Origin of the sequence: Corynebacterium sp. (genome assembly GCF_030532195.1) — a bacterium.
Lineage (GTDB): Bacteria > Actinomycetota > Actinomycetes > Mycobacteriales > Mycobacteriaceae > Corynebacterium.
In genome coordinates, this window is the sequence record NZ_JAUNLP010000001.1 from 271471 (window position 1) to 283129 (window position 11659).

The following is an 11659-nucleotide window of genomic DNA, read 5'->3' on the forward strand; positions in this document are numbered from 1 at the left end:
ATTGAACCACAAGTCACCAGATCAATGCGCCGTGGAAAAGCGGAAATGGGCAGATTTCTTAGCGGACAGGCCCCGTTTGTGTGTGAGCCTGGCACCCCCCGGTGCTTGTCGGCTGCTTCCGGCTGCTTTTTCGGATAAAGCCAACCGCAGCCGTTTACAGTGCGGAGCTGACTCCGGTGGAACCGTGGCCACTGACCCCGCGCTCAGTCTCATCGAGCTCGTCGACCTCAACCATGGGGCTCAACTCCACCTTCTGAACAACCAATTGCGCAATACGATCGCCCTTAGCGATCTCAATATCGTTGTCCGGATCAAGGTTAATCAGGCAGACCTTGACCTCTCCGCGATATCCCGCATCAATCGTCCCAGGAGCATTGACAATGGACAGCCCCTTTCTAAACGCCAGACCAGAACGCGGATGAACCAGGCCCACGGTTGCCTCCGGCAGCGCGATGGCAATACCTGTGCCCACCAGCGCACGCTGCCCAGGGGCCAGCACAACGTCCTCGATGGAGCTCAAGTCCACGCCGGCATCGCCGGCGTGCGCACGTGAGGGGACGACTGCATCTGGGTGCAGCTTTTTAACTCGCACTGGAGCATACGACGATTCCATCTGACAAAGGTCCTTTACTTCGTTGACTTTTTTCCGGCGCCAAGCAGCGCCTCACAAAGGCGCACTTGACCTAATCAGTAACGAGCATAGCGGTGGCCTAAGATGGATTGATGTGAGTGGAAAAGATAACCAGCAGTCTCGCCGCGACGACAGTCTCGCAAGCGCCCCATCGGCGCCTGCCACCGCGGTGAACTCGAACGCAGAATCGTCGATTGTCTATTCCGAAAAGCTGTGGGTCCCGTGGTGGTACTGGGTTGTGGGCGCCATCGGTGCCGCAATTTGTACCGCACAGATTGGCTTCAACCGCTCGCCCATTTGGCTGATTGTCGGCGGCATCATTTGTTTCGCGGTCGGCATTTGGGTGCTGATGGCAATGTCGAAGACCAAGGTCTCCGTCGAGGTCGACAGTACTGGTGAGCGCTGGCTTCACGCAGGCACTGCCGTCTTGCCCGCCTCTGTCATTGCCAAGTCGCTGGTCGTGCCGAAGTCAGCACAGCGCAACGCCCTGGGCCGACAGCTCGACCCAGCAGCATTCCTGGTCACTCACACCTGGATTCCCACAATGGTGCTGCTTGTCCTCGATGATCCGGATGACCCAACACCCTACTGGCTGGTGTCCACCCGCAGCCCGGAAGAACTGCTGGACAAGCTCTTTGACCGCAAGAGCTAATTAGCACGCGCCAGCTTCTCCCCGCCACCGCTTCACGCTTGACGACGGCCACAGCGTCGGAAACCGCCAGTGTGACAGCGGTGGTTTTTGTTTTATGTGCAACAGCCCTAAACGCGGAAGTGGCTTTGTGCCAGCCGCTTTAAGCACAGTCCTGGCAGATTGGGAATCCGTCACCGTTATCGATGGCAATCATCGAGCGGTGCATCACCATGAAGCAGGAGCCACAGGTGAACTCGTCATCGCCCTTCGGCGCGACATCCATGTCGAGATCTTCCCCGGCAATATCCGCAACTGGAAGCTCAAACGGCTCCACAATTTCGCCGTCATCGTTGTCGTCGATTTCCTTTTCAGCCGTTGCAGCCTGCAGGCCTTCGAGGGAATCGGTTTCCAGCTCCTCGCCGTCGCGAGTACGCGGGGCATCGTAGTTTACAGCCATGTCCCTAACTTTCTTTTTCGCGTCTATTTCAGCGCCTTTCTCAGCGGATATTAAGGCAATTCACTCAATCTGTCATCTCTGCAGGTCATTCAGTGTTTCTAGGTTGATTGAGTAACAACCAGTTAACATGACTCTCATGAGTGCAGGAACCACAGACGGACACCGAGCACAGCGCAGCCGGAAAGTCATCCCATATGTAGTGGTCTCAGTCGTGGCCGTGCTGGTTGCAGCGATGTCGTGGGTCTTTGCGTGGCGCAGCCAACCCACCAGTTACCCGGTGTCCTGTTCGCTTCCAGTAGCGGGCACTCCGGTGTCATCGACAGCCCTTGTTGGCGAACATGTCATTCCCCCATCTGAGGTACGCGTCCGCGTATATAACGCCAATGGTGAAGTGGGACAGGCAACCACGGTCGCCGAGCAGCTGCGAAACTTGGGCTTTGTACCGGATGAGCACATTACGTTTGGCAATGATCCGCTGGTGGAATCGCAGGATCTCAGCTGCTTCGGCCAACTTAGGTTCGGCCGCAACTTCAATGGCCACGCCGCGGCACTTCACGCCCTATTCCCCTGTTTTGAGCTCATTCATGATGACCGCCCAGATTCCACCGTCGATATCGCCCTGGGCAAGGGGTTCGAGGACCTCGACGCGGGCAGCCAGGTGGAAGAGACCATGGCGGCGCTAAACCGCGGTGAGCAGGCCGATATTGAAGGCTTGAGCAATCTTCGATCCAGCACGTGCTCGTAACCAGGCAGTAGTTACTGACGAGCCTGCGCTACCGCAGCATCCATCGCTGCAAAGAAATCTTCTGCAATCGCGTCGTTGGCTGCGCTGACACCGAAGTCCAGCGGATTGCCCTCCGGCCTGCCAGCGCTGTTAGCGCACTGTCCAAACTCTGGCACGCGCACTTTGGCACCGGCCTCCGATGCAATCACGCTGCCAGCTGCATAGTCCCAGATTTTGATGTCATGCTCGTAGTACGCATCAACCACACCCGCCGCGACCATGCACAAATCAAGCGCGGCAGATCCCATTCGGCGAATATCGCGGCACTGTCCAATCAGCTGCGATACCACTGAGCCCTGTACCTGACGAATTTCCGATGAGTAGCTAAAACCCGTTGCTACCAGGGTCTTTTCCAGCTCTGAGGTGCCAGAACAGCGAAGCTTGCGCACCGAACCGTCCAGACGCTCAACAGTTGCCCCTTCCCCCTTGGCTGCACTGTAAATCTCACCGGTCGCGACATTGGCCACCGCACCTGCCACAATCTCATTGCCAATGGCGCAGCCAATGCTCACCGCGAAATTGGGGACTCCGTAGAGAAAGCTCACGGTGCCGTCGATGGGATCGACAATCCAGGTCACCTCTGCGCCGGTGTCGGTTGTGCTGTCGTGGTGGCTCGCGCCGTCGTCAAGCCCGCCCTCTTCCCCGACGATACGGTCGGTGCTGCCAAACGTCTTGATGAGACTGCGAATTAGTTCCTCGGATTCACGGTCGACGACGGTGACGGGATCGACTGTCGACGATTTCGTTTCCGTGGCAGCCAGGACGCCGTCGGTGCCGAGTTCATTGCGGCGCGCAATGATATGAGCCCGTGCGGCACGGGCAAAGAGCACCGCGCGAGCTTGCAATTCGCCTGGAGTCGGTGTTTCGCCAGGGATATTTTGGGCGCTGGAAGATGCAGCCCTAGCTGCGGTTTCGTCGGAAATGTCGGTAACCCGGGAATTATTCGTCATGTCACCTATTGTGTCCCTTTCGTACAATTTCAGCTATGGGACAAAGAATTGGATTTGGTATTGATGTCGGAGGCTCAGGCATCAAGGGTGGCCGAGTCGATCTGGATACCGGTGCGCTTATCGGCGACCGCATTAAGATTTTGACTCCGCAGCCGGCAACTCCGGAGGCGGTCGCCAAGACCATCGCTGAGATTGTGGATATCGCCGACTGGAAGGGCGATATCGGCATCACCATTCCGTCCGTGATCCAGAATCAAACTGCGCTGCTTGCGGCCAATATCGATGATTCTTGGGTCCACACCGACTGCCAAGCGCTCTTTACCAAGTTTCTGCCCAATAATCCGGCGCACGTGCTTAACGACGCCGACGCTGCCGGGCTTGCTGAGGTGCAGTTTGGGGATCCGGAGAATAAGCACGGTGCTGTCATGCTGCTGACTTTCGGCACTGGTATCGGTTCTGCGCTTATTCACGACGGCCTTCTGTACCCCAATTCGGAGCTAGGTCATCTCGTCATCGACGGCATAGAGGCCGAGCATTTTGCCTCTGCAAAGGTCAAGGAAGACGAGGGCTTGAGTTTTGCGGAATGGGCTGAGCGGGTAAGCAAGGTTCTGAAGGTTTATGAGTCCCTGTTCTGGCCGTCGAAGTTTATTGTTGGCGGCGGGATTAGTAGGGAGCACGAAAAGTGGGTTTCACTTCTTACGTGTAAGACTCCAGTGATTCCGGCCAGCTTGGACAATAACGCCGGTATTGCAGGCGCTGCATTTGCGGCTGAACAGGGACTTTACCCGTAACTGGAAATGTTTTTGTACAACTAACTGCATGTTGTGTCATGTGCAGAGCAAGTGGTTGACACAATCCCTCTTGGCGGCAAATTTCCAAATTGGTTTACAATAGGAAGTTGACTCACGGCAAGGTTGAATAATCAACAGGCTCGAGAGGCGTCGACAAAATCTAGGTTGACCGCTTCTTTACTAGGGGCCATTTAGGCAACACTGATGACCGTGGCACGACAATGTCGGCACTGAATGGTGACTCATTCGGCTAGCTGGCTATAGACGAAGTAAAGGCGCACCAGTGGCGCGGTGAACTTCTCCGGGCCTTCAAGAAGGCATGGAGAAGTTGGCAGCGGTTTTGGTGGCGCAACGCAACGTACATCGTGAAAGGGCGTTCGTGGCAGGCAACGAACTGGGGCAAGCTCAGGACCAATCCACCGGGAGTGGCACCGGTTCAGCTACTCCTGCAAAGAAGGCCGTGAAGAAGGCCATCAAGAAGGCAGTCAAGAAGTCCGCGGCAAAGAAGACCGTGGCCAAAAAGACTGCTGCGAAAAAGACTGCAGCCAAGAAGACGGCTACCAAGACTGCGGCAAAGAAAACTGCCGCTAAGAAGACCGTAAAGAAGGCAGCCAAGAAGTCGGTCGCTAAGAAGACCACGGCGAAGAAGACTACCCGTAAGGCCGCTGCAAAGAAGGCAACCAAGCGGGCAACTGCCGCAAAGGCTACTGCTGCAAAGGCCAAGGACGCTCAGGCGCTTGATGCAACTGAGAACGAGGAGCTCGAAGACGAGGACCTCGACCACGGCTTGGACCAAGAGCAGGACTACGATCCAGATCTCGACGATGATATGGACGACGATCTGGATGAAGACGATCTTCATGACGATCTCGACGATGACCTCGATGATGACGACCTCGACGACGATGACGAGGACGACGATGAGGATGATGACGACGAGGACGATGACGACGAAGACGACGGCGACGAAGTCTGGAATGAAGATGAGTCCGCTCGTCTGCGTCAGGCCCGCAAGGATGCCGCGCTAACCGCATCGGCTGACTCTGTCCGCGCCTACCTCAAGCAGATCGGTAAGGTCGCGCTGCTGACGGCTGAGGAAGAGGTCAGCTTGGCAAAGCGCATTGAGGCCGGTCTGTACGCTCAGCACAAGCTCGAAGAGGCCAAGGAAGCCGGACAGCGCATTGCTTACGCGCAGAAACGTGACTTGCGCGAGATTTCTCGTGATGGCCAGCGCGCTAAGAACCACCTGTTGGAGGCAAACCTTCGACTCGTGGTCAGCTTGGCTAAGCGCTACACCGGCCGAGGCATGGCATTCCTGGACTTGATTCAGGAAGGTAACCTCGGCCTAATTCGCGCTGTTGAGAAGTTCGACTACACCAAGGGCTACAAGTTCTCCACATACGCCACTTGGTGGATTCGTCAGGCCATCACTCGCGCTATGGCTGACCAGGCTCGAACCATCCGTATTCCGGTTCACATGGTCGAGGTCATCAACAAGCTGGGTCGTATCCAGCGTGAGCTGCTGCAGGATCTGGGCCGTGAGCCCACTCCGGAGGAGCTCGCTAAGGAGATGGACATCACCGAGGAGAAGGTTCTCGAAATCCAGCAGTACGCTCGCGAGCCTATCTCGCTGGACCAGACCATCGGCGATGAAGGCGACAGCCAGCTGGGTGACTTCATTGAGGACTCCGAGGCAGTCATCGCCGTTGACGCCGTCAGCTTCACGCTGCTGCAAGATCAGCTTGGCGACGTTCTGGAGACTCTCTCCGAACGTGAAGCCGGTGTCGTCCGACTGCGCTTCGGCCTTACCGACGGTATGCCGCGTACCCTCGATGAGATTGGTCAGGTCTACGGCGTGACCCGTGAACGCATCCGGCAGATTGAGTCTAAGACCATGTCGAAGCTCCGCCACCCATCACGCTCCCAGGTTCTGCGCGACTACCTGGAGTAATTCGGGTCTGGTAAGGCTTGCAAGTTAGCTCAATCCATAGGGAAAGGCTCCGAGGAATCGCATGTGATTCCTCGGAGCCTTTTTCTGGCTGCTTGTGGCTTCAAAGTCTAAGGCCGACAGGCGAGACCTTCTGGCTGTTAATCGACGACCGTGAGACCGAACTCATTCATTACTGGAGCCAGCGCAGCTGCACCAGCACTTGTCGCGTCATACGGGAATCCGTATGAAGTCATTCCCACCGCATATAGCTCATTTGGCATTCGAGCTTGTTCAACGCTGGTCGTCGATTCCGGAGGCAATTAACAAAGCCGGTGCCCCAACAATGCTGGTACACCGGCTTCGCTCTCCTCCCCTTAAAGGGGTTCACACAGCCATCTACCTAGTACACAACTCCGAAGACCCACTGCAACAGAGTAAGCGATGCTACCGAGATAACAATCAGTGCCACAATATTGAGCCAAGCACCGGCCTTGACCATATTGTTCATGCTGACGTAGCCAGAGCCATACGCGATAGCATTTGGCGGAGTGGCCACCGGCATCATAAACGCCGAGGTAGCAGCCAGTGCCACTGGCACGGCAAAGAGCATCTGATCATGTCCCAGGCCAACGGCCATGGCCCCCACAAGCGGCAGGAAGGTCGCAGCCGTTGCCGTGTTCGAAGTGAACTCCGTGAGCAGCAGCACCACAACACCGACGACAACAACCAGCAGTGCAACTGGCAACCAGCCAAGGCTCGAGAGCTGCTGACCAATCCAGTCCGACAGCCCAGAAGCATTGAACTGCGAGGACAGCGCAAGTCCACCGCCAAACAGCAGCAGAACGCCCCACGGCAGCTCAAGAGCATTTTCCCACCGCATGAGCTTGACACCATTGGGACCGCCTGGAATCAGGAACAGCGCAATACCAACCGCCATAGCAATGACGGCGTCAGCAATCATGGAGCCTTCCAGCACAACCGGCACGAACACCCATGCCAGTGCTGCAACGATGAACACAATCAGCACTCGACGCTCACCGGCAGACATCTTGCCCAGCCGCTTGAGCTCATCGCGCATCAACTCGCGGCCACCCGGAATATGTGAAATCTCCGGTTTGAATAGCACACCAGTTAGCAGGAACCATGCACACAGCATCAGCACAATCGCAACTGGTACGCCAAGCAGCATCCATTGCCCAAACCCAATCTCAATACCCTGCTCGGACATGTAAGCGGCCAGCATCGCATTCGGCGGCGTACCGATAATTGTGCCCAGCGAACCAATCGACGCCGAGTACGCAATACCGAGCATTAACGCAATACCGAAGTTCGACTTTGGCATCGGGTCATAGCTTGACGACGACTCCTCGGCCTTCTCCAGCTCTTCCCCACCTGGGGTACCGGTGGCATCACCGGTAGCTGCGGCCTTTGCAGAGGTCTTTTCCTCGTGGAGCATACGCACAATCAGGCTCAGAACTGAAACACCGATTGGCAGCATCATCACGGCTGTTGCCGTGTTGGAGACCCACATGGACAGAAAACCGGTAGCCACCATGAAGCCGAGGATGAGCATCTTTGGTGACGAGCCCATCAGTACTAGCACCCACAACGCCACACGTCGGTGCAAATTCCAGCGTTGCATGGCCAAAGCTAGTAAGAATCCACCCATGAACAGGAAGATTGTGGGATCGGTGTACTTACCGGAGAATTCCTTAATTTCGGAAAGCCCCAGAATTGGGAATAGCGCCAGGGGCAATAGGGCGGTTACTGCGATGGGGATAGCCTCAGACATCCACCACACTGCCATCAGCACCGCAACGCCAGCGGTCGCACGCAAGTTGTAGTCCAGATCTGACGGCATTATGAAGTAGACCAGCAGTGACAGGATTACGCCCAACGCCAATCCTGTGCGCTTGCGGAAGAGCTCGCGACCAAGCTCACCACGGTCCTTCTGCCCCTCGGACAATTCCTGCGAATTGTCACGAGTGGAAGTCGCTGACACGGTTCACGCTCCTTAAGTTTCAATCAGTCGGCGTCAACCGCATCCCGCTACTGTTCGAGCGCGAGTCGCATCAAAGTGACGCCAAAAGTGGGTACATTCCGACGCCACCACCATAGCCGCGACCATGGATAAGATGAGATTTCACTGAGAAACCCCGAGCGAACCTGCTGGCAGTTGGCTTTCGGGGGTGATTTCGTGGGGCTAATAGATTTCACGCAATCTACAAAAGCTTAATCGTTTTGTCGTGCGTGGATACCGCGAATAGCCCGTTGCCTAAAGCTTCAACTACTTCGGCTTGTCCGTGCCCATATTCTTGGAGATGCAATCGGCATACTCGGCCGACGTGCGCTCTAAATTGTCGCACTTGGAAATTGCGTCCTCAGAGGCGGTGTACAGCAGGAGTGACACCGCAACCGCCACTAGGCCAGTAATAATGCCGACGATTCCCAACCCGAATACGCCACTGGTCCGCGGCATTCGGCCCGCATCCGCAATGCGCTTCTTTGCACCCTGCGACTTCACCATCGCAACAATGCCCAGCACCACGGCAACGACGCCTACAATGCCGCCAACCAGCACCCACGAAAACAGGATGCCAATAACACCAGTCAGCAGTGCAGCCACTCCCACACCACGGCCAACTGCTGCCCCATCTATTCCATCAGGCCCGTAGCCCTCCGTCGCAAGGCTAACTTCTGGCCCTTTACCGGATTTTGCGGACATCTTTTTACTCCCCACTCTCCTGCGTCGTGGCTCACGCGCGCAATATGTCAGACTCTACCAATTGCGCAGGTAGTCAATCCGAGCGCGCAACTGCTCCTCCGTACACAACGCCGTCGGTGGCCCGCCGCACGCACGACGGACCTCATTGTGCACCTGTCCATGCGGCTTACCCGTCCGGCCGGCTCGCATCGACACCAGCGTATTGAGCTCCTTGCGCAGCTTCGGCAGAATCTCGCTGGCCACGCGCTGCGGACGCGGGTAGGCCGAGCCCTCAATTCGGTGCACCGCGCCGTTACTCTCGCTTGACGATGCCTCCTTGGCCTCCTCACGCGCCTGCTTTTCTCGGGCACTGGCAGCCTTGAGCTGTTCTTCCTGCCGCTGCCGCAGCAAAAGCCGCATCTGGTCGGCGTCGAGAAGCCCTGGCAGCCCTAGATAGTCGGCCTCTTCGGCAGAACCGGCGATGGTCGCGGTGCCGTAGGAGGAACCGTCATAAATCAGATAGTCCAGCTCGGCGTCAGCGCCGATGGATTCGTAGGCCGGCAGCAGCTCATCGGGCTCGTCTTTGCGCCGATTGGCTTCGGCAACTAGGTCATCCTCCCAGCCTTCCGAAGGCCGGTCGGGCTGGCCCAGCACGTGATTGCGCTGGACCTCCATCTGAGAGGCGAGGTCGAGAAGCACCGGAATCGACGGCAGGAATACCGAGGCGGTCTCCCCTGGCATGCGACTTCGCACGAATCGCCCAATGGCTTGTGCGAAGAAGAGCGGTGTCGAGGAACTGGTGGCGTAGACGCCCACGGCGAGCCTCGGCACGTCCACGCCTTCGGAAACCATGCGCACGGCCACCATCCACTCGTCAGTGGACTCCGAGAATGTCTTAATGCGTTCCGATGAGCCAGGCTCATCCGAGAGCACCAGCGCCACTGGGGTGGAGGCGATCTGCTCGAGAATCTTCTTATATGCGCGCGCCGATGCCGCATCGGAGGCGATAACCAAACCGCCCGCATCAGGAATGTGCTGACGCATCTGTGTCAAGCGGGTATGAGCTGCCCGCAGTACAGATGGCATCCACTCTCCCTTTGGGTCGAGTGCCGTCCGCCACGCTCTGGTGGTCTCCTCTGGACTCATCACCGTACCCAGCCGCGCGGCGAACTCCTCACCGGCGCTGTCCCGCCAACGAGCTTCGCCGGAATAGGCCAAAAAGACCACCGGACGCACGACACCGTCGGCAAGCGCGTTGGAATAGCCGTAGGTGTAATCGGCGACGGAGCGCGAGTAGCCGTCGCCATCTGGCGAGTAGCGCACGAACGGAATCGCAGCGTCGTCCGAGCGAAACGGCGTACCGGTCAGACAGAGACGGCGTTCAACATCGCCGTAGGCCTCGGAAATGCCGTCGCCCCAACTCTTCGCGTCACCGCCGTGGTGAACCTCGTCCAAAATCACCAGCGTCGGCCGAGCGGTGGCCACGGCATGGTGTTTGAAGGGATGCACGGCGACCTGCGCATAGGTCACTACAATGCCCTGGTAGGAGGGGTTCACAACTCCTTTGGCGTTGGTGAATTTGGGATCCAACGCAATCCCCGAACGAGCAGCGGATGCAGCCCACTGCACCTTGAGGTGCTCGGTGGGCACAACGACAATGACGCGCTCGACAATGCGGCGCGTCAGCAACTCACTGGCAATACGCAGGGCGAAGGTCGTCTTACCCGCGCCCGGCGTTGCCACCGCAAGGAAGTCCTTGGGGTTAGTTGCTAAATATTTGTCTAAAGCCTCCTGCTGCCATTTACGAAGCCCACTCACTTGCGACGCAGAGACTTGTAAATCCGCTCGCAATCAGGGCAAACCGGAGAACCGGGCTTAGCCGACTTCTTCACCGGGAAGGTCTCACCACACAGAGCAACCACGTAGGAACCGTTGACCGCGGAGCCTACGATCTGGTCCTTCTTGACGTAATGGAAGAACTTCGGGGTGTCGTCCCTCGTCGACTCATCGACGCGGGTATCGGTGCGTTCAATCGTCTTTGTCGTCTTCAATGGAGTGCTCACAAAGTCCAATTGTGCCCCATCGGTCAAATTATGCCTAGCGCCCCTGGTGCTTAACCGATGCCTAGCCGATGCTTCACCAATGCCGCTGCACTGTTATAGGCGCCGCGGCAACGTGCTCTGCCCCAGCCCACCACCAGTTGAGCCACGCACTTTACACAGGCGTATGCTTGACAACCATGGCGGGAACCAATAAACGCCGAAGCGCTTCCGCTAATACTTCAAAACGCGCAGGCGCCAGGCGACGTAAGAAGGACACGGCGTTAATTACGGACGCTCGTGGGTCGAGGATTCGCAATTACGACCATCGCCGCCATGTCTACGCAGCCCTGCAGTGGTCGCGTGTTCCCCTCCTGCTTCTTTCTGGAGCGTTCTATCTCTGGTGGGATATGCCCTGGCTGGCCGCCATTTTCATGATCATTTCGGTTCCCATGCCCTGGATTGCCGTCGTTATTGCCAACGGCGTCGGCGAGCCAGAGGACAAGCGCCAACCGCGCGTCTACAAGCCCGCCATTGTCCGCGAACAAAATCGCAGGTGGGAAGAACAACCGCGCGAGCGCGCGCTCAAGGAAGCCGAAATGCGCGCTCTGGGATCCGCCGCCAATGACGAAGCGGACGCTCCTGCCCCGACCGAGTCCACACAGAAATCTGACATACCCTCAGCCGATGACGCGAATGTCATCGATATGCCTGACGACGATACGTCGTCAAGCGCATAGCC

The 11659-nt window shown here is 57.4% G+C and carries 12 protein-coding genes; 5 read left to right on the plus strand and 7 right to left on the minus strand.

The genetic code is table 11. The features are described from left to right. Positions 1–154: 154 nt before the first annotated feature. Positions 155–613, minus strand: a complete 459-nt coding sequence (gene dut / locus Q4E11_RS01195; protein ID WP_303162866.1) for a dUTP diphosphatase — start codon at positions 611–613, stop codon at positions 155–157. Between the two features lie 187 nt (positions 614–800). Here dut and Q4E11_RS01200 point away from each other — a divergent pair, with 187 nt between their 5' ends. After that, on the plus strand, positions 801–1283 hold the full coding sequence (locus Q4E11_RS01200) for a DUF3093 domain-containing protein (RefSeq protein WP_303163464.1): 483 nt from the start codon (positions 801–803) through the stop codon (positions 1281–1283). Positions 1284–1422: 139 nt separating this feature from the next. On the opposite strand, the gene Q4E11_RS01205 is transcribed toward Q4E11_RS01200, so the two are convergent. Next, a complete protein-coding gene (locus Q4E11_RS01205) occupies positions 1423–1719 on the minus strand; it encodes a DUF4193 domain-containing protein (RefSeq protein ID WP_303162867.1) in 297 nt (98 codons plus the stop codon). A 136-nt stretch (positions 1720–1855) separates the two neighbouring features. On the opposite strand from Q4E11_RS01205, the gene cei reads away from it, so the two are divergent. Further along, positions 1856–2464 (plus strand): envelope integrity protein Cei, encoded by a 609-nt coding sequence (cei, locus tag Q4E11_RS01210; RefSeq protein ID WP_303162869.1) that lies wholly within the window; start codon positions 1856–1858, stop codon positions 2462–2464. Between the two features lie 11 nt (positions 2465–2475). Here the strand turns inward: cei and Q4E11_RS01215 are convergent, their stop codons facing one another. Next, positions 2476–3453, minus strand: a complete 978-nt coding sequence (locus Q4E11_RS01215; protein ID WP_303162872.1) for an inositol monophosphatase family protein — start codon at positions 3451–3453, stop codon at positions 2476–2478. Between the two features lie 35 nt (positions 3454–3488). Between Q4E11_RS01215 and ppgK the strand changes: the two genes are divergently transcribed. Both ppgK and Q4E11_RS01225 read left to right on the plus strand, forming a co-directional pair. Further along, the gene (gene ppgK, locus Q4E11_RS01220; RefSeq protein ID WP_303162874.1) at positions 3489–4244 is read left to right on the plus strand and encodes a polyphosphate--glucose phosphotransferase; all 756 of its coding nucleotides are present in this window, start codon (positions 3489–3491) and stop codon (positions 4242–4244) included. Positions 4245–4623: 379 nt separating this feature from the next. Continuing rightward, entirely contained in the window at positions 4624–6195 is a 1572-nt protein-coding gene (locus Q4E11_RS01225) for an RNA polymerase sigma factor (protein WP_303162875.1), read from the plus strand. 379 nt (positions 6196–6574) lie between these two features. Here Q4E11_RS01225 and Q4E11_RS01230 read toward each other — a convergent pair whose 3' ends face one another. From Q4E11_RS01230 to Q4E11_RS01245, 4 genes are all read right to left on the minus strand, one after another. Continuing rightward, a complete protein-coding gene (locus Q4E11_RS01230) occupies positions 6575–8176 on the minus strand; it encodes an SLC13 family permease (protein WP_303162876.1) in 1602 nt (533 codons plus the stop codon). Between the two features lie 285 nt (positions 8177–8461). Further along, positions 8462–8899: a hypothetical protein gene (locus Q4E11_RS01235; protein WP_303162877.1), complete on the minus strand. Its 438-nt coding sequence runs from the start codon at positions 8897–8899 to the stop codon at positions 8462–8464. Between the two features lie 54 nt (positions 8900–8953). Then, on the minus strand, positions 8954–10696 hold the full coding sequence (locus tag Q4E11_RS01240) for a DEAD/DEAH box helicase (RefSeq protein WP_303162878.1): 1743 nt from the start codon (positions 10694–10696) through the stop codon (positions 8954–8956). Beyond that, complete coding sequence (locus Q4E11_RS01245; RefSeq protein WP_303162879.1) at positions 10693–10941, minus strand: DUF3039 domain-containing protein; 249 nt, start codon at positions 10939–10941, stop codon at positions 10693–10695. The genes Q4E11_RS01240 and Q4E11_RS01245 overlap by 4 nt, the downstream gene beginning before the upstream one ends. A gap of 176 nt (positions 10942–11117) precedes the next feature. Between Q4E11_RS01245 and Q4E11_RS01250 the strand changes: the two genes are divergently transcribed. Continuing rightward, on the plus strand, positions 11118–11657 hold the full coding sequence (locus Q4E11_RS01250) for a DUF3099 domain-containing protein (protein WP_303162880.1): 540 nt from the start codon (positions 11118–11120) through the stop codon (positions 11655–11657). Positions 11658–11659 lie beyond the last annotated feature (2 nt).

What these genes read in the sequence shown, in the direction of transcription:
- dut (WP_303162866.1), bottom strand. Translation starts at nt 613, where the DNA reads ATGGAATCGTCGTATGCTCCAGTGCGAGTTAAAAAGCTGCACCCAGAT.
- Q4E11_RS01205 (WP_303162867.1), bottom strand. Translation starts at nt 1,719, where the DNA reads ATGGCTGTAAACTACGATGCCCCGCGTACTCGCGACGGCGAGGAGCTG.
- cei (WP_303162869.1), top strand. Translation starts at nt 1,856, where the DNA reads ATGAGTGCAGGAACCACAGACGGACACCGAGCACAGCGCAGCCGGAAA.
- Q4E11_RS01215 (WP_303162872.1), bottom strand. Translation starts at nt 3,453, where the DNA reads ATGACGAATAATTCCCGGGTTACCGACATTTCCGACGAAACCGCAGCT.
- ppgK (WP_303162874.1), top strand. Translation starts at nt 3,489, where the DNA reads ATGGGACAAAGAATTGGATTTGGTATTGATGTCGGAGGCTCAGGCATC.
- Q4E11_RS01235 (WP_303162877.1), bottom strand. Translation starts at nt 8,899, where the DNA reads ATGTCCGCAAAATCCGGTAAAGGGCCAGAAGTTAGCCTTGCGACGGAG.
- Q4E11_RS01250 (WP_303162880.1), top strand. Translation starts at nt 11,118, where the DNA reads ATGGCGGGAACCAATAAACGCCGAAGCGCTTCCGCTAATACTTCAAAA.